The sequence below is a fragment of the Leifsonia lichenia genome (assembly GCF_054780215.1).
Window position 1 is genome coordinate 245,968 of record NZ_BAAGWT010000004.1, and the last position, 25,995, is coordinate 271,962.

Consider the following 25,995-nt stretch of genomic DNA (forward strand, 5'->3'; position numbering starts at 1 on the left):
GAACTACCGCTTCTGTGGTGTCACCGAAAGGTACTCGGGTGCACAGGTAGGAGTGACGGCATGATTGCTAGAAATCACCCGAAGATCAGATTCGCTCATGAAGAGGTTTCTGCGGGTGCACGCACAGTTTACCACTGTTGCCGGACTGCTCTTGACGCTAGACGACCGGCGTGTCCGCCTGTCGCGCCGCGACCTGCGTCACCGTCGCTCCCTTGAAGTCGACGGCGAGCATCAGAGCCTGCCACGGCGTCTCCGAGTGCGCGGCCGCGAGCTCCGCCGCGGCGAGCCGCTGGCTCGGGTCGCTGCACAGCACGAGGACGGACGGACCGGCTCCGGAGACGACGGCGGCGAAGCCGTTCTCGCGCAGCAGCGTGATCAGCCGATCGGTCTCCGGCATCGCGGAGGCGCGGTAGCTCTGGTGGAGCTTGTCCTCCGTCGCGGCGTGGAGCAGCTCCGGGCTCTGGATGAGGGCCGCGACGAGCAGGGCGGAGCGCGAGACGTTGAAGACCGCATCCTCGTGGGGCACGGACTGCGGCTGCAGGCTGCGGGCGAGCGCCGTCGACATCACGTGCTGCGGCACGAGCACGAGCGGCGAGACACCACGGTGCACGATCAGCTTCTTGAACCGCGGACCATCCGGAGTGACCCAGGCGATCGTCAGGCCGCCGAACAGCGCGGGCGCGACGTTGTCCGGGTGGCCCTCCATGTCGTTGGCAAGGGCGAGCAGGCCCTGCGCGTCGATGTCGACGATGCCGTCGAGCAGACCCTTGGCCGCCATGATGCCGGACACGATCGCCGCGCCGGACGACCCCATCCCCCTGCCGTGCGGGATGCTGTTGCGGGCGACCAGGTCGAGGCCGGGCACAGGCACCCCGACCGACGCGAAGGTGTGCGCGATGGCGCGCACGACCAGGTTGGTCTCGTCGGTGGGCACCTCGCCGGCGCCGACGCCGATGACGTCGACGGTCGCGCCCGGCTCGTCGCGGACGGTCACCTGCAGCTCGTCGTAGAGCGCGAGCGCGAGTCCGAGCGTGTCGAAACCGGGGCCGAGGTTGGCGCTGGTCGCCGGGACCTTGACCGTGACGGCGCGGCCGCTCAGATCAGCGGCCTGGAAGGTCACGCGTTCGCCTTGTCGGCCGCCACCAGACCGAGCACGTCGGCGATGGTGGTGGTGTCGACGGGGACGACGGTGGGCTGCACGTCGGAGCCGTCCGCGGTGCGCAGCGCCCACTGGGGGTCCTTGAGACCGTGGCCGGTCACCGTGAGGACGACCGTGGCTCCAGCAGGGATGACGCCGGCCGCCGAGCGCTCGAGGAGGCCCGCGACGCTGATCGCCGACGCCGGCTCGACGAAGATGCCGACCTCGGCCGACAGGATGCGCTGCGCCTCGAGGATGTGCTCGTCCGAGATCGCGCCGAAGTAGCCGTCGCTGTCGTCGCGCGCGTTGAGCGCGAGCTCCCACGACGCCGGGTTGCCGATGCGGATGGCGGTGGCGATGGTGTCCGGGTTCTTCACCGGCTGGCCGAGGACGATCGGGGCGCTGCCCGCGGCCTGGAAGCCGAACATCCTGGGCAGCTTGGTGGCCTCCCCGCGCTGAAGCTCCTCGGTGTATCCGCGGTGGTACGCCGTGTAGTTGCCCGCGTTGCCGACGGGGACGATGTGGAAGTCCGGCGCGTCTCCGAGAACCTCGACGACCTCGAAGGCCGCCGTCTTCTGACCCTCGATGCGGTCGGGGTTGACCGAGTTGACGAGGTGGACCGGGTAGTTGGTCGCGAGGTCGCGAGCGATGTCGAGACAGTCGTCGAAGTTGCCCTGCACCTGCAGCAACTGCGCATTGTGCGCGATGGCCTGGCTCAGCTTGCCCATCGCGATCTTGCCCTCCGGCACGAGCACGACGGCCTGGATGCCCGCGTGCGTCGCGTACGCCGCCGCCGACGCCGAGGTGTTGCCGGTGGATGCGCAGATCACGGCCTTCGCGCCGTGCTCGACGGCCTTCGAGATCGCCATCGTCATGCCGCGGTCCTTGAAGGAGCCGGTGGGGTTCATTCCCTCGAACTTGACGAACACGTTCGCACCCGTGCGCGCGGAGAGCGCCGGGGCGGGAAGGAGCGGAGTGCCGCCTTCGCCGAGCGTCACGATCGGAGTGGCCTCTGTGATGTTCAGGCGGTCCGCGTATTCACGCAGGACGCCCCGCCACTGACGACTATTCGCTTTCTCGGGCATTACGATCCTTCGACTCGGAGTACGGATGAGATGGCTGTCACGGCGTCGCTCGCCGCGAGAGCCTCCACGGTGGCCGCAAGCGCGGCCTCCTCGGCCTCGTGGGTGCCGATAACCAGGGTAGCGGTGGGCGCGCCGTTGCCGTGAACCGGGGCGTTGCCCGCGATGACGGCTCCGGGGAGCTGGACAGGTCCCGTCGTGCTCGGAACCGACTGCTGCACCGTCTCGACACTCACCCCGCCATCGCTCAGGATGCGCGCGACCGCGGCGAGCACGCCCGGCTGGTCCGCCACATCCAGCGTGATCTGGTAGCGGGTGACCACGCGGCCGATGTCGAGCACCGGCAACTGCGCGTGCGTGGACTCGGCGACTCCAGGGCCGCCGACGACGTGACGGCGCGCGGCGGAGACCAGGTCGCCGAGCACGGCGGACGCCGTCTCCACTCCCCCGGCTCCCGCGCCGTAGAACATGAGGTCGCCTGCTGCGGCGGCCTGGACGAAGACGGCGTTGTGTGCACCGTGCACGGCGGCCAGTGGATGGTCGCGGCTGATCAGCGCCGGGTACACGCGGGCGGACACGCCCTCTTCGCCGGTCTCCTGGTCGGTGAGGCGCTCGCAGATCGCGAGCAGCTTGATGACGGAGCCGGCTTCACGGGCGGCGTCCACCTGCGCGGTGCTGACGGAGGTGATGCCCTCGCGGTAGACCGACTCCAGCGGAACCGTGGTGTGGAAGGCGAGGCTGGCGAGGATCGCGGCCTTCTGCGCCGCGTCGTACCCGCCGATGTCCGCGGTCGGATCGGCCTCCGCGTACCCGCGGTCGGTCGCGGTGGCGAGGGCGTCCTGAAGGGACTCGCCGTTCACATCCATGCGGTCGAGGATGAAGTTGGTGGTGCCGTTCACGATGCCGAGGATGCGGTTGACCCTGTCGCCGGCGAGGCTGTCTCGCAGCGGACGGATGATCGGGATGGCGCCGGCGACGGCCGCCTCGTAGTAGAGCTGAGCGCCGACCTGCTCGGCCGCCTCGAACAGCTCAGGGCCGTGGGTGGCGAGCAGCGCCTTGTTGGCGGTGATGACGTCCGCGCCCGAGTTGAGCGCCTGCAGCACGTAGCCGCGAGCCGGTTCGACGCCGCCCATCAGCTCGACCACGATGTCGGCGCCGAGGATGAGCGACGACGCGTCCGTGGTGAAGAGCTCGCGCGGCAGATCGACGTCGCGCTGCGCATCCACGTCGCGCACCGCGATGCCCACCAGTTCGAGCTTCGCGCCGATCCGGGAGGCGAACTCGTCGCCCTGCTCGAGCAGCAGCCGCGCCACCTGCGATCCGACGGAGCCCGCGCCAAGCAGGGCCACCCGGAGGTTGCGGTACTCGATCATGCCTGTGCTCCTTCGTACGCGGCGTCTCTCGACAGCAGGTCGGCCTCGGTCTCCGCCCGCACGATCACCCGCGACGCTCCGTCGCGGACGGCGATCACGGCGGGCCTGCCGAGATAGTTGTAGTTGCTCGCGAGCGACCAGCAGTACGCGCCGGTCGCCGGAACGGCGAGCAGGTCGCCAGGGGCCACATCGCCCGGCAGGTAGTCGGCGTCGACGACGATGTCGCCGCTCTCGCAGTGCTTGCCCGCGATGCGCACCAGCTCCGCCGGCGCATCCGACACCCGGTCGGCGATCCGCACGGAGTACTCGGCGCCGTAGAGCGCGGGGCGCGCGTTGTCGCTCATGCCGCCATCGACGCTCACGTAGCGGCGGATCGCGGTTTCGCCGTCGTCCTGGAACGCGACGGGCACGTCCTTGGTGGTCCCAGCGGTGTAAAGGGTGAGCCCCGCCGTGCCGATGATCGACCGGCCTGGCTCGAACGCCACGACGGGCAGCGGGATGCCCAGCTCTGCGCAGCGGGAGGCGACGGTCTGCGCGATGGTCTCCGCGAGCTCCCCGATGGGCGCAGGATCGTCGACGGAGGTGTACGCGATGCCGAACCCGCCGCCGAGGTTGAGCTCCGGCACCGGCCCGTCCGCGAGCAGCCCGGTGTGGACGGCCAGCAGCCGAGCGGCCGACTCCGCGAACCCGTCCGACCCGAAGATCTGCGAGCCGATGTGACAGTGCAGGCCGAGGAAGTTCAGCGAGCCGCGGCCCCTGATGCGCGCGACGGCCTCCGGCGCTGCCGCCAGGCCGATCCCGAACTTCTGATCCTCGTGAGCGGTCGCGAGGAACGCGTGCGTGTGCGCGTGGACCCCGCTGTTGACGCGCAACCGCACCGACTGGATGCGCCCGTGCCTGTCCGCAGCGTCTGCGACCCTGTCGATCTCCTGCAGGCTGTCGATGATGATCGCTCCGACGCCGAGAGAGACGGCCCTGTCGATCTCGGCGAGCGACTTGTTGTTGCCGTGGAAGCCGAGCCGCTCCGGGGCGACACCGGCCGCGAGCGCGACAGCGAGCTCCCCACCGCTGCACACGTCGATGTTGAGCCCGGCGTCCGCCATCCAGCGGGCGACCTCGATGCTGAGGAACGCTTTGCCCGCGTAGTACACCTTCGCGGTGCCGCCGACGCGCTCGAAGGCGCCGACGAGAGCGGAGCGGACCTCGGCGGCGCGCTCACGCGCATCCACCTCGTCGACGATGTAGACGGGGGTGCCGTACCGGGCGGCCAGCTCGGTGGCGGCGACGCCGCCGACGACGAGCTCCCCACCCTGCCTGGCCGCGGTGCGCGACCACAGGCCGGGATGCAGGTCGTTGGCGTCGCCGGGCACGGCGAGCCAGCCGGGGGCGAGTGGATTGGACACAGAAGCCATGCGTTCGTTGATTGCCACAGGGAAAACCTCACGGAATGAATCGAGTGGGGGTCTCTCGGAGGCGAGCGGACCCGGATTGGTCCCTGAAGCCGGTGGAGAAGTACCGGAAGTCTATCGGGGGCCGGACACCGGATTCGTCCGTGTTACGACCGGGCGGCCGTGGGACGACGCCGCCCTCAGCAGCTCCCCTTGCTCTTCAACGACTTCTCGTTCACCACGAAGTTCTCCGCGTTGAGCGTGACGGTCGCCATCCCCTTCGTGATCGCGATGTCGTTGACCAGCACGCCGTCCGGGAGGTACTGGGCGACGCAGACCGGGATCGGGCCGCGGTTGGTCAGCGCCTTGACCAGGGTGGAGAGGTCGAGGGCGCCGGAGCCGCCCGTGGTGACCTTCGCATCCACCGGCTGCAGGTTGACGGTCTTGCCCGCCGCCTCGGGAGCGACCGTTACCTGGTAGCCGATCGGCAGGCCGAGGAGCGACGCCGTGCCGTCGTAGCTGAGCGTTCCGGCGCCGAGGGCGAGGTCGCCGTCGACGCCGGGGACGGTGACGAGCTTGTTCAGGGACGACTGCGAGATCGTCAGCGAGCCGGCGATCGACTCGACCGGCTTGGAGAAGTCGGACGGGACGCCGGTGGCCGTGATCGTCGCGTCGATCGGCGAACCGTTGACCGAGAGCTTCGGGGCGTCGAGCACGACCTTCTCGAACCGGCCGCTCAGGTATTGCTGCAGCACGGAGACGCCGCCGATGTGCGTCGAGACGTCGCCCTTCACCTCCGCCGGAAGGCTCTTCTCCACCTCGGCCGAGATGCGCTGCTCCGCCACGGAGCGCACGATGGCGTCCGCGACGAAGAACAGCGCGACGAGCGCCACGATCGGGATGACGATCCAGAGCACCAGGCGCAGCGTGCGACGCCGCTCGGGCGGCTGGGCGGTCTCGAAGACCACGTCGGTCGACTGCACGTCTGTCATCTTTCGGAGCTACATTCTGTCCGGAGCGGAGACCCCGAGCAGTCCGAGGCCGTTGCGGATCACCTGGCCAGTGGCGTCGTTCAGCCACAGGCGGGTGCGGTGCAGGTCGGTGACAGGCTCGTCGCCGAGCGGGATGACGCGGGTTGCGGCATACCAGGTGTGGTAGAGGCCGGCGAGCTCCTCGATGTAGCGGGCGACGCGGTGCGGTTCGCGCAGCTCGGCCGCCTGCGCGACGATCCGCGGGAACTCCTGGAGGCCGCCGAGCAGAGCGGACTCGCTCTCGTGCGTGAGCAGCTCGGGCGCGAACGCGCTGCGGTCCACCCCCGCCGCTGCCGCGTTGGTGGCGACGGAGCGGGTGCGGGCGTGAGCGTACTGCACGTAGAAGACGGGGTTCTCGTTGCTGCGCTTGCTCAGCAGGTCGAGGTCGATGTCGAGCTGCGAGTCGCTGGAGGAGCGCACGAGCGCGTAGCGGCCCGCATCCACACCCACCGCATCCACCAGGTCGTCGAGCGTGACGATGGTGCCGGCGCGCTTGGACATCTTGACCGGCTCGCCGTCGCGCACCAGGTTGACCATCTGGCCGATCAGGATCTGCAGGTTGACGTTGGGAACGTCGCCGAACGCCTCGACGGCGGCCATGAGACGGCCGACGTAGCCGTGGTGGTCGGCGCCGAGCATGATGAGGTTCTGCTCGAAGCCGCGCTCGCGCTTGTTCAGGTAGTAGCCGAGGTCGCCGGAGATGTATGCGGGCTCTCCGTTGGACCGGATGATGACGCGGTCGCGGTCGTCGCCGAACGTGGTGGTGCGGAGCCAGACGGCGCCGTCCTCCTCGAAGATGTGGCCCTGCTCGCGCAGGCGCTCGATGGCGCGCTCGACGGCGCCGGACTCGTGCAGCGAGTCCTCGTGGAAGTAGACGTCGAAGTCGACGCCGAAGCCGTGCAGCTTCTCCTTGATCTCGGCGAACATCAGCTCGGTGCCGACAGAGCGGAACACCTCCTGCTGCTCCTCGCGCGACAGCGTGGAGAGGTCGCCGTCGAAGCGCTCGACCACCTGGGCGGCGATGTCGCCGATGTACGCGCCGCCGTAGCCGTCCTCCGGGGTCGGCTCCCCGAGGTATGCGGCGAGCAGGCTGCGGGCGAATCGGTCGATCTGCGAGCCGTGGTCGTTGAAGTAGTACTCGCGGGTGACGTCTGCGCCCTCGGCCTGCAGGATGCGGGCGAGGCTGTCCCCGACGGCCGCCCAGCGCACGCCGCCCATGTGGATGGGGCCGGTCGGATTGGCGGAGACGAACTCCAGGTTGACCAGCAGGCCGTCGTAGAGGTGGCCGTTGCCGTATTCGTCACCGGCCTCGACGATGGTCTTCGCCAGCAGGCCGGCCGCAGCCGCATCCAGCCGGAAGTTGATGAAGCCAGGACCGGCGACCTCTGCCGAAGCGACGCCGTCGATGGATGCGGCGGCCTCGGCGATCTCGGTGGCGAGCTCGCGCGGGTTGGCGCCCACCTTCTTGGCGAGGCGCATGGCCACGTTGGACGCCCAGTCGCCGTGTTCGCGGTTCTTCGGGCGCTCCAGCGGAACGTCGTCGATGGTGACGACGACGGGCTCGGCGTCGTCGCCAGCTCCCTGTCGTCGCGCGTCGACAACGGAGGTCACGATGTCGAGCAGGGCGGCGGAGAGGTCAGCAGGAGTCACGGTGAACGATTCTACCGGGCACCGGCTGCATCGATTGCCTAACGAACGGGCATCGGCGGCCGGTCCTCACCAGGAGGCTTGATAGGGTCATCGCGATGTGCGCCGACGCGCATCCTCTCTCATCGAATCCCGACCATCCGACGGAGAACGAACACGCATGGCCAAGCCCCACCGCACCGCCCTCCGAGCAGCCGCCCCGCTCGTCGCGATCCTCGCCTGCACGCTGGCGCTGAGCGCGTGCGCCGCACCGTCGAAGAGCTCGGGCGACGCGACGACGCCGCCGGCGCAGAACAACGCGGGAGGCACCTCCGCGCCGAGCGCGACGCCGACGGCGAAGCCGAGCGACCCGCCGACGCCGGTGACGCTCACCTGCGACCAGATCGTCACGGCCGACCAGCTCTACGCGTACAACCCCAACTTCGGCGCGGACCCCGGATACCAGGCCAAGGACGGCAGCCTCGAGAAGCAGATCGCCGACTGGAAGGGCGCCACCTGCGCGTGGCAGAACCAGACGAGCGGCGACGTGATCGAGGTCGCCATCGCCCAGCCGCCCGCGAGCGATCTCGAAGGCCTGAAGAACGCGGCCGTCACCGCCGCCACCCCTGTGCCCACCTACGGCGTCCCGCCGGAGGTCGAGGGCTACTTCAAGCAGGGAACCGCCGGTCAGGTGCAGGTCTTCCGCGGCCCATACTGGATCGTCGCGGACTCCACGGCGTTCTTCGAGCCGGGCGACGCCGCTCCCCTGATGCAGGACATCCTCGCGAACGTGCCGAAGTAGCGCGCACGAGTCGTGCCGAAAGCGCGGTCACGCGCTCGCGGACCGCGCCTTTCGCACGAGTCGTGAGCGCTTCTCGCGGGCGTCACGGGGCGCACGCGCGGGATGCTAGCCTGGATGGGCACTCCCTGGCCCCCATAGCTCAGGGGATAGAGCGTCTGCCTCCGGAGCAGAAGGCCGTAGGTTCAAATCCTACTGGGGGCACCAGAAACTACTGGGCGCACCAGAAACGACTGGGGGCACTGAAACGACACGAGGCCGTCCCGAACCGGGACGGCCTCGTTCGTTTGCGAACTGGTCGCGCTACGACGCGACGTCCTCACGGTGCGGGAGCTTCCAGTCCGGGCGCACGTAGTGGCAGGTGTACCCCCACGGGATGCGCTCCAGGTAGTCCTGGTGCTCCGGCTCCGCCTCCCAGAACGGGCCGGCAGGCTCGACCTCGGTGACGACAGGGCCAGGCCAGAGGCCGGAGGCGTCGACGTCGGCGATGGTGTCCTCCGCGATGCGGCGCTGCTCGTCGTTCTCGTAGAAGATCGCAGAGCGGTAGCTGGTGCCCACGTCGTTGCCCTGACGGTTCTTCGTCGACGGGTCGTGGATCTGGAAGAAGAACTCCAGCAGGTCGCGGTAGCTGATCTTCGACGGGTCGAAGACGATCTCCAGGGCCTCCGCGTGGGTGCCGTGGTTGCGGTATGTCGCGTTCGGCACGTCCCCTCCTGTGTAGCCGACACGGGTGTCGAGCACGCCGGGGCGCTTGCGGATCAGGTCCTCCACTCCCCAGAAACAGCCGCCTGCGAGGACGGCCTTCTCGGTGCGAGGCGTGGTGGGTGTTGCGTCGGTCATCGGGTGACCTCCTCATTCTCGAACAGGTGACGGTAGTCGCCGTATCCCTCGGTGTCGAGGTCGGCGAGCGGGATGAAACGGAGGGCTGCGGAGTTGATGCAGTACCGCAATCCTCCCTCTTCTGCTGGGCCATCGTCGAACAGGTGACCGAGATGGCTGTCTCCGTGGGCGGAGCGGACCTCCGTGCGGACCATTCCGAAGGTCCTGTCGCGCTTCTCGACGATGTTGGCCGGGTCGACGGGCACGGTGAAGCTCGGCCATCCCGAGCGGCTGTCGTACTTGTTCACCGAGGCGAACAGCGGCTCACCGGAGACGATGTCGACGTAGAGACCCGCCTCCTTGTTGTTCCAGAACTCGTTGCGGAAAGCGGGCTCCGTGGCCTCCTGCTGCGTGACGGCGTACTGCTCGGGGGTCAGGCGGGAGACGGCATCCTGGGTCTTGCGGTAATCGTGTGACACGTGGTCCTCCTCGACTTAGGTTCCGGCCGGGCTGGCTGCTGGGCCGTCAGTGGGTAGAACACGCGCCGCCGCGTGGTTGGTCCCGGTGAAACTGTGGGTTTGCTGGCAATGGATGCCCCTGTTCGGCGTTCACCGCGCTGGTCTAGTCTGTGCACGTTCCATCACCATCACACCCACCGCTGCTCACGCGGTAGCCCGATCGGAGTGGCCGCGGACCGGCACGAACGAAGGAACCTCCATGTCCGCGAAACCCACCATCGTCCTCGTCCACGGCGCCTGGGCCGACGCCTCCAGTTGGAACGCCGTCGCCACCTCCCTGCAGCAGCAGGGCTTCGACGTGCTCGCGCCCACCAACCTCCTGCGCAACCCGATCAGCGACTCCGCGTACGTCGCCTCGTTCGTCGCCCAGCGCACGACAGGACCCGTGGTGCTCGTCGGCCACTCGTACGGCGGCGTGGTGATCAGCGGCGCCGGGCTCGGCGGGGGCGACGTCAAGGCGCTCGTCTACGTGGATGCGTTCATCCCCGAGGAGGGCGAGACCGTGTTCTCGATCCTCGGCGGCTCGGGGTCTGCGCTCGATGTGCCGGACCCGACCGCTGTGCTCGACATCGCCGGCTACCCCGGCTCGCCGGACGGCGACGCCGAGGCGTTCCTCAAGCCGGCCACGGTGCACACCGCGTTCGCGCAAGACCTGCCAGAGGCGGATCGCCTGCTCATCGTCGCCGGCCAGCGCCCGATCACCCTCGGCGCGAACACGACGCCGGTCGGCGCGCCGGCCTGGCGCAGCCTGCCGAGCTGGGCCGTCGTCGGCACGGAGGACAAGGTGATCCCGCCGGCGACCCAGCGCAGCATGGCCGAACGCGCAGGCTCGACCATCACCGAGGTGGCCGCGTCGCACGTGTCGATGGTGTCGCACCCTCAGGCGGCGCTCGACGCGATCCTCGCCGCCGTGGATGCGGTGAGCTGAGCCGGAGCGGACGGGCGGAGGGACGGCCGCGCAGGTCAGCGCGCCCGGTCGACCGAGTCGTCCAGGTCGCGCAGTTCGCCCACGTCCCGGTCGTCCCGGTCGTCCTCGCGGACGACCGGGATCGACTCGGTGAACTGCGCCGCCCTCTGCTCCCCGTCCGGTGTGCCGCTGAACAGGCGCGCCTCCTGCTGAGCCCTGGCGCGCGGCGGAGGGGTCTGCTGCTCCGGCGGCTCCACCATCTCCACGCGGGTGCGCGGGAGCGACGCCGCACTGTACCGCTGCATCCAGTCGATGAGGCGTTCGCGCACGAGGCAGCGCAGGTCGAACAGGGTCGGCGCATCCCGTGCGGTCACCAGCACGCGCACGCGCACCCAGCCGGAGACCGCATCCGTCACCTGCAGCACGCCGGTGCGGCCGTCCCACAGGTCGGTGGCGGCGAGCACCCTGTTGAGCTCTGCGCGCATCCCGCCTGGCGACACCCGCCAGTCGAGGTCGAACTCGACGGAGCCGAGCAGTTCGCTGTGCTGCCTTGTCCAGTTCTCGAACGGCTTGGTGGTGAAGTAGCTGGAGGGCAGCACCAGTCTGCGGTCGTCCCAGATGTGCACGACGACGTAGGTGAGGGTGATCTCCTCGATGGTCCCCCACTGCTGCTCCACCACCACGACGTCGTCGATCCGGATGGCGTCGCTGAACGCGAGCTGCAACCCGGCGAACAGGTTCGCGAGCGTCGACTGGGCGGCGACACCGGCGATGATCCCGACGACCCCTGCCGATGCGAGGATGCTCGCTCCCGCCGCCTGCAGGGCGGGGAAGGTGAGCAGGATCGCGCCGAGACCGACCACCACCGCTGCGACGATGGTCAGCCGCCGGATGATGAGCACCTGCGTTCGCACTTTCCTCGCGTAGCGGTTGTCCGGCACATCCAGCCGGTAGCGGGCGAGCCCCAGATCCTCGACGTAGACGGCGAGCGCCGCCGCGAACCAGACGCCAGCGGCGATGGTGAGGATGAGGAAGGTGTGATGGATCGCCTCCCGCCACCCCGCAGGAACGTCGGCGGGCAGCGTGAGGGCCACCGCGATCCACAGCACGATCACCATCAGCAGGACGCGGAACGGGATGCGCGCCCGCGCGATCAGCATGGCTGCCCACCCCTTCCGCCGCGCGATGGCGCGGAAGACGGCTCCGACGACGGCGGTGATCAGCACGGCGGCGATGATCGCGGCGACGCAGGCGATGGCGAGACCTGGCCAGGAACGCAGGACGAACACGGGTGCTCCCTTCGGAGGATCGGGTGTGCCCCGGAGTGTACGCGCGGGGCTACGCTGAGACCTCTGGGGGAAATCGACGACGAAGCGAGGAGAACGCATGGCAGCGACACGGTCACTCTTCATCGGCGGTACGGGGGTCATCAGCTCCGCCTGTGTCGCCCGATCGCTCGAGGCGGGACACGAGGTGACCGTCATCAACCGCGGCAACTCGGCTGTGCGGCCGCTGCCGGACGGCGTGGAGGTGCTGCACGCCGACATCCGCGATCCGGAGAGCGTCCACGCCGTGCTCGGCGAGCGCAGCTTCGACGTGGTGTCGGAGTTCCTGGCGTTCACGCCCGAGCACATCCAGACCGACTTCCGGCTGTTCGAGGGCAGGGTCGGGCAGTACGTGTTCATCAGCTCTGCATCGGCGTATCAGACGCCGCCGTCGCGCCTTCCCGTCACGGAGTCGACGCCGCTCCGCAACCCGTTCTGGCAGTACTCGCGCGACAAGATCGCGTGCGAGGACCTGCTGGTCGAGGCGTACCGCGAGCGCGCGTTCCCCGTCACGATCGTGCGTCCGTCGCACACATACGACCGCACGTCCATCCCGACCAGCGGGCACTGGACCGACCTGGCCAGGATGCGCCGCGGAGCGCCCGTCGTGGTGCACGGAGACGGGACCAGTCTGTGGACCATCACGCACAACACCGACTTCGCGGTCGCGTACGTCGGCCTGCTCGGGCGTCCGGAGGCAGTGGGCGAAGCGTTCCACATCACGTCCGACGAGGCGCCGACCTGGAACCAGATCTACTGCTACCTGGCGGAGGGCCTCGGCGTCGAGGCTGAGCTGGTGCACGTCTCGAGTGCGTCGATCGCCGCTGTCGTGCCGGAGCTGGGGCCGGGCCTCATCGGGGACAAGGCCAATTCGATGGTCTTCGACAACAGCAAGGTGAAGGCGCTCGTGCCGGAGTTCCGCGCGCGTGTGCCGTTCGCGACGGGCGCTGGCGAGATCGTGGAGTGGTTCCTCGCCGATGCGTCTCGGCAGCGTCTCGACCCCGACCTGGATGCGTCGTTCGACCGTCTCGTGGAGCACGCCCGAGCCTTCGGGTGATGCGGCGCAGCCTCTGATCCAGCTCAGTCCGGCAGCACGGCCACCGCTTCGATCTCCACGAGGGCGCCCGGTCGCGCCGGCGTGACCGCGAGCACCGTCACGGCGGTGCGGTGCGCTCCCCACACGGTGCCGGTCGCCGCGTACGCCTCGCCGGGGTCGATGCCGACGGCCAGATAGATCGTGAGCTTGACCACGTACTCCGGCCCCGTGCCCGCCTCTGCGAGCACGGCCAGGACGTTTCGGAGCGCCTGCTCGGTCTGCGCCTGGAGCCCGTCGAGCAGGATTCCCTCCGCGTCTGTGCCGTTCTGCCCGCCGACGTAGAGCGTCGGCCCTGCCTGGGCGATCATCCCCTGAGCGAAGGCCGGGCTGGCGTGCAGGCCCGGCGGGTCGATGGGTGTCGGTCGTGCGGTCATGGCTGCTCCCCTCGCTGCTGTGCGTGCATCCATCGTCGCGGAGACCACCGACATCGAAACACCCTCTTTACTATTAAGAAACTTTCCTGATACATTCACACCGCACGATTGTTCCAACGAAGGGATGTGCGCGATGGCCACCAGACCAGTGCCGGGGACTCCGTCCTGGCTCCGCGAGACCAACGACCGCACAGCCCTGTCCCTGCTGCTCGAGCACGGCGTGCTCACCCGCAACAGGATCGGCGAGCTCTCCGGCCTCTCGAAGCCGACAGCGGCCCAGATGGTCTCCCGGCTGGAGACCGCCGGCCTCATCCACGCCGTCGGCGAGGTGTCAGGTGGACGCGGCCCGAACGCGGCCAGCTACGCCGTGCGCACCGACCGCGTGCTCGGCGTCGCCATCGACATCGACGCCACCACCATCCGGTCGACGGTCGTCGATGCCAGCGGCACCGAGCATCCCATCGCCGAGACGCCGCTTCGGGTCTCCGACGCCGACCGCACGCCGGAATCCGACGTGCGCGCGGCGATCGACGGAGCCTGCGAAGCCGCAGGAGTCGCCAGCGACACCGTCAGCGCGGTCTGCATCGGCGTGCAGGGCGCACTCGACCCCCGCACGGACGAGCTGACCTTCATCGAGACGCTGCCCGGCTGGCCGATGCAGGGCATCACCGCGCACCTCGAATCCGCGCTCGGCATCGCCGTCCACATCGACAACGACGTGAACCTCGCCGCCATCGCGGAACGCACGGACGGCGTCGGTCGCGACACGGGCGGCTTCGCGCTGCTCTGGATGGGAGACGGCCTCGGCCTCTCCGTCGACCAGGGCGGCTCCGTCCACCGCGGGGCGTCGGGAGGCGCCGGCGAGATCGGCTACCTGCCCATCCCCCGAGCCGCCGCAGAGCTCGACCAGGACGCCCAGGATCTGCAAGACCTGATCGGCGGGCCGACCGTCGCCCGCCTCGCCGAACGCCACGGGATGCACGCGGCCGAATACACCGCCGCCGTCGAGGCCATTCCCACCTTCCCCGCCAGGGATGCGCTGCTCGCCGAACTGGCGCCGCGGATCGCCGTCGGGGTGGTCCCCGTCCTCGCTCTGCTCGACCCGGAACTGGTCGTGCTCGGCGGGCCGACAGGACGCGCGGGCGGCGACGCGCTCGCGGAGCTCGTCAGCGCCGAGCTCCGCGCCTCCTGGGGGACGTCCACCGTCGTCGCGACCGGCGTGCCGGCGCATCCCGTGCTCCGCGGCGCGCGGGAACACCTGCTCGCGGAGGTGCGCAACGCGCTCTTCGCAGAAGTGTCGAGGATCTCCGCCTAGCGCGGAGGACCGGCAACGCTCCATCGCAGCACCCGCACCACTGCATCACCTGTCCATCGAACGCATCACGAACCGGAATCAGTGAGGAACCACCCGTGAAACACCGTCAACGTCACATCATCGCCACCGTCGCGGTCGCCGCGGCGGCGGCCCTGACCCTCGCCGGGTGCTCCGGCGGCGGCAGCAGCGCCTCCTTCGACGCGAGCACCCCGAAAGAACTGTCGGGCACCGTCTCGTTCTGGCACTTCTTCTCCGACCGCGAGGCCAAGGTCATCCAGTCGGTCGTCGACGACTTCGAGAAGGAGAACCCGAAGATCAAAGTCGACGTTCACTCCGGCCAGGACGACGAGAAGCTGCAGAAGGCCATCGCCACCGGCAGCAAGGTGGATGTCGGCCTCTCGTACTCGACGGACATCGTCGGCAACTTCTGCTCCAACGGCGCGTTCCGCAGCCTCAACAAGGTGATCGAGCGCGACGGCGTCGACATGAGCCAGTTCTCCGCCACCGTCAAGTCGTACACGGAGTTCAAGGGCACCCGGTGCGCGATGCCGATGCTCGCCGACGTCTACGGCCTCTACTACAACAAGGACCTGCTGTCGGCCGCAGGCTTCACCGCCCCGCCCAAGACGCTGTCCGAGCTGGAGACGATGGCGGACAAGCTGACCACGTTCAACCCGGACGGATCGATCAAGACGCTCGGCTTCAACCCGACCATGGGCTGGTATGAGAACGCCGCTGCCCACTACGGCCCCGCCGCCGGAGCCGACTGGCTCAAGCCGGACGGCACCAGCGCGATCAGCTCCAGCACGGGCTGGACGGAGCTGATGGAGTGGCAGAAGGCATACGTCGACAAGATCGGCTGGGACAAGCTGAACACCTTCACCTCCGGCCTCGGCCAGGAATTCTCCGCCGACAACGCCTTCCAGACGGGCCAGGTCGCCATGAACATGGACGGCGAATACCGCACGGCCTTCATCGCCGACCAGGCCAAGAAGCTCAACTACGGCACCGCTCCCTTCCCGACCGCCGACGACCACACCGAGCTGTACGGCGGCGGATACATGACGGGCAACATCATCGGCATCTCGAAGGGCTCCAAGAACCCGGAGCTCGCCTGGGCGCTGCTGAAGTACCTCACCACCGACACGGATGCGGTCGTCAAGCTCGCCAACGGCCTCAAGAACGTGCCGACCACGAAGGACGCGCTCAACTCGCCGAACCTCGAGGTCTCCGAGCAGTACAAGACGTTCCTCGATGTCGCATCCAGCCCGAACGTGGCCACCACCCCCGCAAGCCCGCTCGGCGCCGGATACCAGCAGTCGTTCCAGGACTTCTGGAACAAGTACCAGAGCCAGGGCGGCGACCTGCAGGCCGGTCTCAAGAACGTCGACAAGCAGATCAACGACGCTCTCGCACTGACGACGGGTCCGTAAGGACATGACGTCAACGGCAATCCGGGAGGGGCGGGCGACACGCGTCCGCCCCTCGCGGGCCCGCACCAAGCGGAAGCTCGTCACGCTGGCGCTGCTCGCGCCGGCACTCCTCGGCCTCGTGATCTTCTTCGTGTACCCGCTGATCGCATCCGTCTACTACTCGTTCACCCGGTTCGACCTCGTGTCGCCTCCGCAGTGGATCGGCCTGCGCAACTACCAGTACCTCTTCACCCAGGACCCGAACGTCTGGCAGGCCACCCTCAACACGCTCTGGTTCGTGGTGATCTGGGTGCCGGTGAAGGTGGCGTTCGCGCTGCTGATCGCCGGGCTCCTCGCAAGGGCGAAGCGCGCATCCGGGTTCTGGCGCACGCTGTTCTACCTGCCCGCCCTCGTGCCGCCCGTCGCGAGCGTCGTGGCGTTCGTGTTCCTCTTCAACCCCGGAACCGGACCGGTGAACCAGGTGCTGAAATTCTTCGGCATCCAGGGTCCGCTGTGGTTCAACGACCCCGCGTGGTCGAAGCCGTCGCTCGTGCTCCTCGGCGTGTGGGTGATGGGCGACATCATGATCATCTTCCTCGCCGCCCTGCTCGACGTGTCGAAGGAGCAGTACGAAGCAGCATCCCTCGACGGGGCGAACGGCCTGCAGAAGGTGCGCTACGTGACGATGCCGAGCATCACGCCCGTACTGCTGTTCTCGGTGGTCACCGGGGTGATCGCGGCGATCCAGTACTTCACGGAGGCGGCGGTCGCCTCCGGGGTCGCCTCCGGCAAAGCCGTGATCGGCGAGGGCATCAGCAACAATCTCGGCTACCCGGACGGCTCCCTGCTGACGTACACCCAGTGGCTCTACGTCCGCGGCTTCGGCACGTACCAGCTCGGCTACGCCTCCGCCCTCGCGGTGCTGCTGTTCGTCGTGGCCGCCGTCATCCTCATCCTCCTGCTTCGCCGGTTCAAGGCGTTCACCCCGGAAGGCGCACAATGACCTCCGCAACCCTGACCAAGCCGCCAGCGTCACCAGCCAGGCGAGAGGGGCGCATCCCGACCCCGCGGTCGCTTCGCAGCCGCAGGGTGCTCGCCTGGATCGCCGAGCACATCGTGCTGGTCGCGCTCGGCATCCTGTTCGCCGCCCCGATCGTGTTCGTGTTCCTCACCTCGCTGATGTCGAGCGAGCAGACGCTGACCGCATCCATCTGGCCGCAGCCGTTCCAGTGGGACAACTACGTGAAGGTGTTCACGACCGTCCCGCTGCTGCAGTGGTTCGGCAACTCCGCGCTGTATGCGATCCTCGCCACGGTCTTCATGCTGGTGTCGAGCGTTCCGGCCGCATACGCCCTGGCCAAGATCAAGTTCCGCGGCTCGGGCGTGCTGTTCACGGTGATCATCATCGCGATGCTGCTCCCGCCGCAGGTCACGGCCATCCCGATCTACGTGATGTGGTCGCAGCTCAACCTGACGGGCACGCTGTGGCCCCTCATCCTGCCGAACCTGCTCGGCGACGCGTTCTCGATCTTCCTGCTGCGCCAGTTCTTCCTCACCATCCCGAGCGAGTACGCGGACGCTGCGCGGATCGACGGCAACGGCGAGTTCGGCGTGCTGTGGCGGGTCGTGCTCCCGATGGCGAAGCCCGGCATCGCTGCCACGGCGATCTTCATGTTCTTCAACTCGTGGAACGACTACTACGGCCCCCTGCTGTACACCTCGGAGAACCCCGCAGCCTGGCCGGTCGCCTACGGCCTGGCGTCGTTCCGCGGGGTGCACGGCACCGACTGGGGGCTCACGATGGCGATGACGATGCTCGTCACCATCCCCGTCGTCCTCATCTTCTTCTTCGCCCAACGCGTTTTCGTGGAGGGCATCACACTCACAGGCGTGAAGGGATAGCAGTGAAACTCGCAGTCGTCGGTGGAGGATCCACCTACACTCCCGAACTCATCGACGGGTTCGCCAGGATGCGCGACATCCTCCCCATCGAGGAGCTGTGGCTCGTCGACACCGATCCCGACAGGCTGCGGCTGGTCGGCGGGATGAGCGAGCGGATGTTCCGCGCGGCAGGGCACACCGGCCGCATCGTTCCCACGAGCGACCTCGTCGCCGGTGTCTCCGACGCGGACGCCGTGCTCATCCAGCTCCGTGTCGGCGGGCAGCAGGCCCGCCACGGGGACGAGACGTTCCCGCACGAGTGCGGCTGCATTGGGCAGGAGACCACGGGGCCTGGCGGCTTCGCCAAGGCGCTGCGCACGGTTCCGGTCGTGCTGCGCGTCGCCGACGCGGTGCGCGCCCACGCCAAGCCGGACGCCTGGATCGTCGACTTCACCAACCCCGTCGGCATCGTCACCCGCGCCCTGCTGCAGGAAGGCCACCGCGCTGTCGGCCTCTGCAACGTGGCCATCGGCTTCCAGCGCCGCTTCGCGAACCTGCTCGGCGTCGACCACACGCAGGTCACGCTCGGCCACGTGGGGCTCAACCACCTCACCTGGGAGCGCGCAGCCTTCGTGACGGATGCGGCGGGCACCAGGGATGCGCTCCCCGGCCTCCTGGCGACGCACCTCGACGAGCTCGCCTCCGAGATCGAGCTGCCCGCCTCGCTGATCTCCATGCTCGGCAACGTGCCCAGCTACTACCTGCGCTACTACTACGCGCACGACGAGGTGCTGCGCGAACAGCTCGGCTCCCCCACCCGCGCCGAGGCCGTGCAGGAGGTGGAGCGCGCACTGCTCGACCTGTACGCCGACCCGTCCGTCGACACCAAGCCGGAACAGCTCGCCAAGCGCGGAGGCGCCTTCTACTCCGAGGCCGCCGTCGACCTGATCGCGTCGCTCACCAGCGACCGCGGGGACACCCAGGTGGTCAACCTGCGCAACGACGGCTCGCTGCCGTTCCTGCCGGACGACCACGTGATCGAGGTGTCGGCCACGGTCGGCGCCGGCGGCGTGACGGCGCTGCCGATCGACCCGCTGCCCGACGACATCCGCGGGCTCGTCTCGCACGTCGCGGGGTACGAGCGGCTGGCGCTGGAGGCGGCGGTGCACGGAGGACGCGAGCGGGTGGTGAGGGCGATGCTGGCGCATCCACTGGTCGGACAGTACGAGAAGGCGGAGAAGCTCACCGACCTGCTCATCGCCAGGAACAGGGACCACCTGTCGTGGGCGAAGTGAGCGGGGCGAGCGCAGTCGGCGCGGCGAGCGGGCCCATCGCCATCGCGGTCGACGGCGGAGGGTCGAAGACGGACGCCGTCGCGATCGAGCTCGACGGCACCGTGATCGCGAGCGCACGCGGCACGACGTCGAGTCCGCACATCATCGGGATGTCCGAGGCGGCCGCCCTGGTCGACGGGCTGATCGAAGACCTGCTCGCGCAGACGGGTGACCGCCCGATCGCGGCGGCGAACATCTACCTGTCCGGGCTCGACCTCCCCGCCGAGGTCGCAGCGTTCCGCGAGGGCATCGCCGGGTACGCGTGGGCGGACGCAGTGGTCGACAACGACCTGTTCGCGCTGCTGCGCGCCGGAACCAGCGAACAGGATGCGGTGGCCGTGGTCTGCGGCACCGGCATCAACTGCGTCGGCGTGCGCGCGGACGGCGAGGTGGTGCGGTATCCCTCCCTCGGCATCATGTCCGGCGACTGGGGAGGCGGCTGGCACCTCGGAGAGCAGGCACTGTGGCACGCAGCCCGCGCGGTGGACGGGCGCGGACCGGCGACGAGACTCACCGCGGACATCCCGGCGGTGTACGGGCTGGAGGGCGTGACCGAGGTCATCGAGGCGCTGCACTTCGAGCGCATCCCGAACAGCGACCTCTCCCGCATCGCGCCGTCCGTGCTCGACGCCGCACGGGCAGGGGATGCGGTGGCCGGCGCGCTCGTGGACCGGCAGGCGGAGGAGATCGTGGTGTTCGCGGCGACGACGCTGCGCAGGCTGAACCTGCTCGACCGGCCGGTGCCCGTGGTGCTCGGCGGCGGGGTGATCGGCGCACGGGATGCCAGGCTGCTCGGCGCGATCGAGGCCGGGCTGGCCGAGCGCGCGCCGCTCGCGCACATCGAGCTGGTGACGGCGGCGCCGATCCTCGGAGCAGGGCTCCTCGCCCTGGAGGCCGCTGGAGCGGATGCGGAGGCGCTGGACGCGGCGCGCGAGCAGTTGGCGTCGCGGCAGGCCGCGCATCCCGTTGCGGTAGTTCAATAGGGGGACGAACACCGAATTCGCCGACGAACGCAGGCGGATGGTCGAGCAGCAGCTCGTCCCCCGCGGGATCGAGGACCAGCGGGTCCTCGACGCGATGCGACGTGTGCCGCGGCACCTGTTCGTGCCGGACGAGCAGGCCGGGTACGCCTACGACGACCATCCCCTCCCCATCGGCGACGGCCAGACCATCTCCCAGCCGTACATCGTGGCTCTGATGCTCGAAGCGGCGAAGATCGGGCCGGAGGACGCGGTGCTCGACATCGGCACGGGCTCCGGATACGCGGCCGCCGTCGCGGCCGAGCTCGGGCACCGCGTCGTCAGCGTCGAACGGCATCCCGACCTCGCCGTCACAGCGGCGGCGACGCTCGAAGCGCTCGGCTACTGGGTGAACGTCGTCACCGGCGACGGCACGCTCGGCTGGGCGGACGGCGCCCCGTACGACGCGATCATCGCGGCGGCGACGGGTCCGACTGTGCCGCGCGCCTGGCTCGACCAGCTCGCGCCTGGCGGCCGCATCGTCATGCCGATCGGCCGCACGGGAGGCGCGCAGCACCTCGCCGCGTACACGCGCGCACCCGACGGCACGCTCGCCGAGACGAACCTCGGCGCGGTCGCGTTCGTCCCCCTGCTGGGCGAGGCGGGCTGGCCGGGCGCCTGAGCGGCGCCCGCCGCGCGGCATTGAGTGGTCCCGAATTGCCGTTGTCGCCGTGCGCGCACGGCAATTCGGGACCACTCAATGGCTGGGGATGGGGAGGGCCCGGGGGGGGCTAGGCGGCGATGGAGTCGGCGGCGGCGGCGAGCCTGAGGTGCGCGAGGAGCGCGGTGAGCTGGCCGACCGGTGCGCCCGGGTCCTCCGGGTGCCACTGCACGGCGATCACGGGGGCCGTCTCGTGCTCCAGCGCCTCGACGTGACCATCGGCGGCGCGGCCGGTCACGCGGAGGCCGGAGCCCACCGCATCCACGGCCTGGTGGTGGGCGCTCTGCACGTCGACGCGGGTCGAGCCGAGCAGCTCCGCTGTGCGGCTGTCCGCTTCGACCTCGACGGGATGCGACGCCATGATCTCGTGGACGGGGACACCGTGGTTGCGGTGCGCCGTCTCCTCCCCGAGGTGCTGAACGAGGGTGCCGCCGAACGCGACGTTGAGGATCTGCAGGCCGCGGCAGATGCCGAGCAGCGGCGTCTCCCGCTCGACGGCGCGGCGCACGAGCGCGAGCTGGGCGGCATCCGCCGTCTCCAGATGGCGGCTCTCCCCCTCGTAGCCGGTGCTGCCGCCGTAGAAGCGCGGCGCGATGTCCTCGCCGCCCATGACGACGATGGCGTCGGCCGACTCTGTGCGGCTGAGCAGCGCATCCACACCGTCGTCTGCTGCGAGACGGGAGACGACCCAGCCCTGCGACTCCGCCTCGGCGATGACAGCGCCGACGAGGAGCTGGACGTAGCCGTGGTATTCCGGGTCGTGACCGCGGAAGCGGGTGGCCTCGACGACCGCGAGCGAACGACCCTGGATGCCCATGCCCGCTCCTCTCCCGTCGTGGCTGCCTGCTCCATTGTGTTCGGGCCGCACCCGTCGGCGCATCCCGCACGTAACAGGCTGCAACAGTCGGGCGGCACAGGAGCCCTGGCGCGCCCTCGCGAGCCCCCAATAGACTCGGCTGGTACCACCGACTCGAGAGAGCGAGCAGATGCACCGACGACGCGTACTGGGCGGGTTCCTGCTGACGATCGGGCTGATCTTCGGCACGGCGTCGATGGCGAGCGCAGCCGATCCCATCGACCTGGGCTCCGGTCACGTGGTGGATCAGGCCGGCGTCGTCACGTCGCAGGTGTCGGCCATCGAGGCGGCGACAGACAAGCTGTACTCGGACCACAAGATCGATCTCTTCGTCGTCTACGTCGACCGGTTCAGCAACCCGACGGATGCGGCCGACTGGGCCAACGAGACGGCCGCGCGCAACAACCTCGGGCCGTCCGACTATCTGCTGGCCGTCGCCACCGACGGTCGCGCGTACTACCTGTCCGGCGACGACGCCGGACCCGTCTCCGCCGATCAGCTCACCCAGATCGAGCAGAACGACATCGAGCCGAAGCTGCGCGCAGGAGACTGGTCCGGCGCGGCCATCGCGGCGGCCTCCGGGCTCGGGGACGCGGTCGGCGGAGGAGGCGGCGGCGCGAGCTTCTTCTGGATCTTCATCGTGGCGGTGATCGTCATCGGGGTGATCATCTTCTTCGTCGTTCGCTCGCGGTCGCGCAAGAAAGTCTCCGCCGGCGGCCCGCAGACGCCGCAGAGCGAACTGCAGACCATCCCGCTGGTCGACCTCGAACGGCGGGCGGGCTCCGCCCTCGTGCAGACCGACGACGCCATTCGCACCAGTGAGGAAGAGCTCGGCTTCGCGACGGCGCAGTACGGCGCAGACTCGGTCGTCCCGTTCCAGGCGGCACTGGATGCGGCGAAGGCGCAGCTCAGAGACGCCTTCACGCTCAAGCAGAAGCTCGACGATTCCGAACCGGACACCGAGCAGCAGAAGCGCGAGTGGAACGCCCAGATCGTCCAGCTCTGCCAGGCGGCGAACGATGCGCTCGACAAGCAGGCGGACGCGTTCGACGAACTTCGGTCGCTGGAGAAGCGCATCCCGCAGGCGACCGCAGAGGTGCAGGCGGCGGCGCAGACCGTGCACGGCCGGCTCGAGCAGTCGACGGCGACGTTCGCGGCGCTGTCCGCGAAGTACACGGAGGCGTCGCTGGCGACCGTGCACGACAACATCGACCAGGCCACGGAACGACTCACCTTCGTCGGCACCGCGCTCACCGCCGCCGCCGAGAAGAGCGCCGCAGGCGACACCAGCGCGGCCGCCATCGGCGTGCGCGCCGCCGAGGAGTCCGTCGACCAGGCCAAGCTCCTCCTCGACGCCGTCGACAGGGTCGGGGCAGACCTCGGCACAGCACAGCAGACGATCGACGCCACCATCGCAGAGCTGGATCGCGACCTCGCAGAGGCACGCACCATCGCGGCGGCGGACGACGCGAACGGCTCCGTCGCGGGGGCTGTCGCCGCCACAGAGCAGACCCTCGCCGACGTCAGGGCCAAGATCGCCGCCGGCCCGATCAACCCGCTGGAGATCGCGCAGCGGCTCGCCGCGGCCAACCAGGGCATCGACGGCGTGCTCCAGGGCGTCCGGGATGCGCGGCAGCAGGCCCAGCGAGCGCAGGCCTCCCTGCAGCAGACGCTGCTCGCCGCGCGCTCCAGAGTGTCGGCGTGCGAGGACTTCATCACGGCGCGACGCGGCGCTGTCGGGCCGGAGGCGCGCACCAGGCTCGCCGAGGCCGGCCGCCTCGTCGTGCAGGCGGAATCGACGGCGGTCACCGACCCGGTGTCCGCGCTCGCTCAGGCGCAGCGCGCCGCCCAGCTCGCCGAGGAGGCGACGCAGCTCGCGCAGCGCGACGTCGGCGGGTTCCAGCCGGACGCCGGCGGGCTCGGCGGGATGTTCGGCGGAGGCGGCTTCGGCGGCGGGAGCAGCGGCGGTGGTGGTAACGGCGCCATGGGCGCGATCCTCGGCGGCATCCTCATCAACTCCGTGCTCGGTGGCGGCGGCGGAGGAGGCGGAGGCGGCCTGTTCGGCGGCGGCGGCGGAGGCGGCGGAGGTCGCAGCAGCCGCGGCGGGGGCGGCGGCGGTTTCAGCTCGGGAAGTTTCGGCGGAGGAGGAACGCGCTCGCGCCGAGGCGGTGGAAGGTTCTAGGGCGCCTGACCGGGGGCCTGAAGCGAAAGGAAGAGGAACGATGGCAAAACAGTCTATTTTCGGGCGCATCTCGCAGTTGCTGAAGGCGAACGTCAACGCACTCATCGACCAGGCGGAAGACCCGGAGAAGATGCTCGACCAGATGGTCCGCGACTTCACCAACAGCATCGCCGACGCCGAGAGCGCGATCGCCGAGACGATCGGCAATCTCCGTCTGCTCGAAGACGACCACGCGGAAGACGTCGAGGCCGCATCCACGTGGGGTCAGAAGGCCCTCGCCGCGAGCAAGCAGGCGGACACATACCGTGCGGGCGGCGACGCGGCCAACGCCGACAAGTTCGACAACCTGGCCAAGGTCGCCCTGCAGCGCCAGATCTCCTCGGAGAACGAGGCGAAGGCCGCAGAGCCGCAGATCGCCGCTCAGACCGAGGTGGTGGACAAGCTCAAGTCCGGGCTCAACGGCATGAAGACCAAGCTCGAGCAGCTCAAGAGCAAGCGCTCGGAACTGATCGCACGTGCCAAGAGCGCACAGGCGCAGTCGCAGGTGATGGATGCGGTCAAGAGCATCGACATCCTGGACCCCACCAGCGAGGTCGGCCGGTTCGAGGACAAGATCCGCCGCGAGGAGGCGAAGGTGCGCGGTGCATCGGAGCTTGCGGCATCCAGCCTGGACGCGCAGTTCAATCAGCTCGACGACCTCGGCGAGCTGACCGAGGTCGAGGCCCGACTCGCCGCCCTGAAGACCGGCGGAGCGCCGGCGCAGGCCGCTGTGACGGCCGACCCCGCGTCGTCGGCTCCGTACACCCCCGGCCAGTGACTGCACGCTGCGCCCTCCCGGGTGCCGGCCACCGGATGGATGCGGGCCGCCGATGAGCGGCGCATCCTTCCTGGTGGTGCCCCAGTGGCAGGGCTCCGGCTCGTCGAGGGCGATGCGGCTGATCGACGGCGCGGAGGCGATCAGGGGCGACCTGCCCGCTGCGGCGACCACGGTGGTTTCCGTGCCGGCCGCGGCGGGCGAATCGCTCGGCACGGGCGTGAGCAGGTTCTCCGCGCTCGCGACCGTGCGCGACGCCGCTGCAGCGGAGCTGATGCTGCTCGAGGCGCCCGTGGTCACGATCGGCGGAGACTGCGCCGCCGACCTCGCGAGCGTGCAGCACGCCGTGGCCGGCGCGCCTGCCGGATCGGTGGCGCTCGTCTGGTTCGACGCGCACGCGGACATCAACGACGTCGGCTCTTCGCCGTCGAGCGCCTTCCACGGGATGGTCGTGCGCGCCCTCCTCGGCGACGCACCCGATGGGCTCGCGTCCACCGGCCAATCGCTCCTCTCCCCCGGCAACGTCGTCCTCGCCGGGACGCGCGCTCTCGACGACGGCGAGTCCGCGTACATCGACGAGACGGGCATCCGGATGCTCGGCCCGGCGGAACTCGACGATCCGTCGGTCATCGTCGCCGCCGTCGAGGCGACGGGGGCGACCTCGGTCTACGTGCACATCGACCTCGACGTGCTCGACCCAGCGACCATCAGCGGGGTCGGCTATCCGGAGCCGTTCGGGGTGCAGCCGGAAGCGCTGTGCGACGCCGTGCGCGCGCTGCGCGGCCGGTTCGCTCTCGCCGGTGCAGCGATCACGGAGTTCGCACCGGAGTCGCCGGATGCGGCCGGGCACGACATGGCGGTGATCCTGCGGATCCTCGGCGCGCTGACCGGGCGACTGGAGGCGAACGGCGGCGGGGCGACAGCGGACGGGTCCTCCGGGGGCGGGTCCTCCACGGGAGAGTCCTCCACGGGCGGGTCCTCCACAGCGGGCTCTGCTCGCCATCTCTCCACAGATCCTCGCGCTGCCGATGACGGGTCGTGACCG

General features: G+C 69.6%; 23 protein-coding genes, 1 tRNA gene and 1 pseudogene. 14 read left to right on the forward strand and 11 right to left on the reverse strand.

What is annotated here, in order from left to right; all coding sequences use genetic code 11:
- Nucleotides 1–157: 157 nt before the first annotated feature.
- From thrB to argS, 6 genes are all read right to left on the reverse strand, one after another.
- Nucleotides 158–1,120, reverse strand: a complete 963-nt coding sequence (gene thrB / locus ACYVGI_RS11645; RefSeq protein WP_460632773.1) for a homoserine kinase — start codon at nucleotides 1,118–1,120, stop codon at nucleotides 158–160.
- On the reverse strand, nucleotides 1,117–2,223 hold the full coding sequence (gene thrC, locus ACYVGI_RS11650; protein WP_460632774.1) for a threonine synthase: 1,107 nt from the start codon (nucleotides 2,221–2,223) through the stop codon (nucleotides 1,117–1,119). The genes thrB and thrC overlap by 4 nt, the downstream gene beginning before the upstream one ends.
- The gene (locus ACYVGI_RS11655) at nucleotides 2,223–3,593 is read right to left on the reverse strand and encodes a homoserine dehydrogenase (RefSeq protein ID WP_460632775.1); all 1,371 of its coding nucleotides are present in this window, start codon (nucleotides 3,591–3,593) and stop codon (nucleotides 2,223–2,225) included. Before ACYVGI_RS11655 ends, thrC begins: the two co-directional genes overlap by 1 nt.
- Nucleotides 3,590–5,005 (reverse strand): diaminopimelate decarboxylase, encoded by a 1,416-nt coding sequence (gene lysA, locus ACYVGI_RS11660; RefSeq protein ID WP_460632895.1) that lies wholly within the window; start codon nucleotides 5,003–5,005, stop codon nucleotides 3,590–3,592. The genes ACYVGI_RS11655 and lysA overlap by 4 nt, the downstream gene beginning before the upstream one ends.
- A gap of 176 nt (nucleotides 5,006–5,181) precedes the next feature.
- Nucleotides 5,182–5,973, reverse strand: coding sequence for an LmeA family phospholipid-binding protein (locus ACYVGI_RS11665; RefSeq protein WP_460632776.1), 792 nt, complete (start codon nucleotides 5,971–5,973; stop codon nucleotides 5,182–5,184).
- A gap of 9 nt (nucleotides 5,974–5,982) precedes the next feature.
- Nucleotides 5,983–7,662, reverse strand: a complete 1,680-nt coding sequence (gene argS, locus ACYVGI_RS11670; protein ID WP_460632777.1) for an arginine--tRNA ligase — start codon at nucleotides 7,660–7,662, stop codon at nucleotides 5,983–5,985.
- A 157-nt stretch (nucleotides 7,663–7,819) separates the two neighbouring features.
- Between argS and ACYVGI_RS11675 the strand changes: the two genes are divergently transcribed.
- Both ACYVGI_RS11675 and ACYVGI_RS11680 read left to right on the forward strand, forming a co-directional pair.
- Nucleotides 7,820–8,440, forward strand: a complete 621-nt coding sequence (locus ACYVGI_RS11675) for an iron ABC transporter ATP-binding protein (RefSeq protein WP_460632778.1) — start codon at nucleotides 7,820–7,822, stop codon at nucleotides 8,438–8,440.
- A 128-nt stretch (nucleotides 8,441–8,568) separates the two neighbouring features.
- Nucleotides 8,569–8,644, forward strand: a tRNA-Arg gene (locus ACYVGI_RS11680).
- 96 nt (nucleotides 8,645–8,740) lie between these two features.
- On the opposite strand, the gene msrA is transcribed toward ACYVGI_RS11680, so the two are convergent.
- Both msrA and msrB read right to left on the reverse strand, forming a co-directional pair.
- Nucleotides 8,741–9,277, reverse strand: a complete 537-nt coding sequence (msrA, locus tag ACYVGI_RS11685; protein WP_460632779.1) for a peptide-methionine (S)-S-oxide reductase MsrA — start codon at nucleotides 9,275–9,277, stop codon at nucleotides 8,741–8,743.
- Entirely contained in the window at nucleotides 9,274–9,735 is a 462-nt protein-coding gene (msrB, locus tag ACYVGI_RS11690) for a peptide-methionine (R)-S-oxide reductase MsrB (RefSeq protein WP_055891965.1), read from the reverse strand. The genes msrA and msrB overlap by 4 nt, the downstream gene beginning before the upstream one ends.
- Before the next feature lie 238 nt (nucleotides 9,736–9,973).
- Here msrB and ACYVGI_RS11695 point away from each other — a divergent pair, with 238 nt between their 5' ends.
- Nucleotides 9,974–10,702: an alpha/beta fold hydrolase gene (locus ACYVGI_RS11695; RefSeq protein ID WP_460632780.1), complete on the forward strand. Its 729-nt coding sequence runs from the start codon at nucleotides 9,974–9,976 to the stop codon at nucleotides 10,700–10,702.
- Between the two features lie 35 nt (nucleotides 10,703–10,737).
- On the opposite strand, the gene ACYVGI_RS11700 is transcribed toward ACYVGI_RS11695, so the two are convergent.
- On the reverse strand, nucleotides 10,738–11,970 hold the full coding sequence (locus ACYVGI_RS11700) for a mechanosensitive ion channel family protein (protein ID WP_460632781.1): 1,233 nt from the start codon (nucleotides 11,968–11,970) through the stop codon (nucleotides 10,738–10,740).
- Between the two features lie 97 nt (nucleotides 11,971–12,067).
- On the opposite strand from ACYVGI_RS11700, the gene ACYVGI_RS11705 reads away from it, so the two are divergent.
- Nucleotides 12,068–13,063, forward strand: coding sequence for an SDR family oxidoreductase (locus ACYVGI_RS11705; RefSeq protein WP_460632782.1), 996 nt, complete (start codon nucleotides 12,068–12,070; stop codon nucleotides 13,061–13,063).
- A gap of 23 nt (nucleotides 13,064–13,086) precedes the next feature.
- Here ACYVGI_RS11705 and ACYVGI_RS11710 read toward each other — a convergent pair whose 3' ends face one another.
- Nucleotides 13,087–13,476: a RidA family protein gene (locus tag ACYVGI_RS11710; RefSeq protein ID WP_460632783.1), complete on the reverse strand. Its 390-nt coding sequence runs from the start codon at nucleotides 13,474–13,476 to the stop codon at nucleotides 13,087–13,089.
- 133 nt (nucleotides 13,477–13,609) lie between these two features.
- Here ACYVGI_RS11710 and ACYVGI_RS11715 point away from each other — a divergent pair, with 133 nt between their 5' ends.
- The 7 genes and pseudogenes from ACYVGI_RS11715 to ACYVGI_RS11745 all read left to right on the forward strand — a co-directional run.
- Nucleotides 13,610–14,791, forward strand: a complete 1,182-nt coding sequence (locus ACYVGI_RS11715) for an ROK family transcriptional regulator (RefSeq protein WP_460632784.1) — start codon at nucleotides 13,610–13,612, stop codon at nucleotides 14,789–14,791.
- A gap of 95 nt (nucleotides 14,792–14,886) precedes the next feature.
- Entirely contained in the window at nucleotides 14,887–16,224 is a 1,338-nt protein-coding gene (locus ACYVGI_RS11720; protein WP_460632785.1) for an ABC transporter substrate-binding protein, read from the forward strand.
- A 4-nt stretch (nucleotides 16,225–16,228) separates the two neighbouring features.
- Nucleotides 16,229–17,206 carry a carbohydrate ABC transporter permease gene (locus ACYVGI_RS11725; protein ID WP_460632786.1) on the forward strand — a complete coding sequence of 326 codons (978 nt, stop codon included), beginning with the start codon at nucleotides 16,229–16,231 and terminating at the stop codon, nucleotides 17,204–17,206.
- Nucleotides 17,203–18,105: a carbohydrate ABC transporter permease gene (locus ACYVGI_RS11730; RefSeq protein WP_460632787.1), complete on the forward strand. Its 903-nt coding sequence runs from the start codon at nucleotides 17,203–17,205 to the stop codon at nucleotides 18,103–18,105. The genes ACYVGI_RS11725 and ACYVGI_RS11730 overlap by 4 nt, the downstream gene beginning before the upstream one ends.
- A gap of 2 nt (nucleotides 18,106–18,107) precedes the next feature.
- Entirely contained in the window at nucleotides 18,108–19,379 is a 1,272-nt protein-coding gene (locus tag ACYVGI_RS11735) for a 6-phospho-beta-glucosidase (protein WP_460632788.1), read from the forward strand.
- Nucleotides 19,367–20,401: an N-acetylglucosamine kinase gene (locus ACYVGI_RS11740; protein ID WP_460632789.1), complete on the forward strand. Its 1,035-nt coding sequence runs from the start codon at nucleotides 19,367–19,369 to the stop codon at nucleotides 20,399–20,401. The genes ACYVGI_RS11735 and ACYVGI_RS11740 overlap by 13 nt, the downstream gene beginning before the upstream one ends.
- 31 nt (nucleotides 20,402–20,432) lie before the next feature.
- A pseudogene (locus ACYVGI_RS11745) lies at nucleotides 20,433–21,059 on the forward strand (protein-L-isoaspartate(D-aspartate) O-methyltransferase); the annotation flags it as partial.
- Nucleotides 21,060–21,168: 109 nt separating this feature from the next.
- On the opposite strand, the gene ACYVGI_RS11750 reads toward ACYVGI_RS11745, so the two are convergent.
- The gene (locus ACYVGI_RS11750) at nucleotides 21,169–21,915 is read right to left on the reverse strand and encodes a gamma-glutamyl-gamma-aminobutyrate hydrolase family protein (protein ID WP_460632790.1); all 747 of its coding nucleotides are present in this window, start codon (nucleotides 21,913–21,915) and stop codon (nucleotides 21,169–21,171) included.
- Between the two features lie 169 nt (nucleotides 21,916–22,084).
- Between ACYVGI_RS11750 and ACYVGI_RS11755 the strand changes: the two genes are divergently transcribed.
- The 3 genes from ACYVGI_RS11755 to ACYVGI_RS11765 are packed head-to-tail and all read left to right on the forward strand — an operon-like array spanning nucleotide 22,085 to nucleotide 25,992.
- Nucleotides 22,085–24,136 carry a TPM domain-containing protein gene (locus ACYVGI_RS11755; RefSeq protein ID WP_460632791.1) on the forward strand — a complete coding sequence of 684 codons (2,052 nt, stop codon included), beginning with the start codon at nucleotides 22,085–22,087 and terminating at the stop codon, nucleotides 24,134–24,136.
- Nucleotides 24,137–24,176: 40 nt separating this feature from the next.
- Nucleotides 24,177–24,953 (forward strand): PspA/IM30 family protein, encoded by a 777-nt coding sequence (locus tag ACYVGI_RS11760; RefSeq protein WP_055891932.1) that lies wholly within the window; start codon nucleotides 24,177–24,179, stop codon nucleotides 24,951–24,953.
- 52 nt (nucleotides 24,954–25,005) lie between these two features.
- Complete coding sequence (locus tag ACYVGI_RS11765; protein WP_460632792.1) at nucleotides 25,006–25,992, forward strand: arginase family protein; 987 nt, start codon at nucleotides 25,006–25,008, stop codon at nucleotides 25,990–25,992.
- Nucleotides 25,993–25,995: the final 3 nt, after the last annotated feature.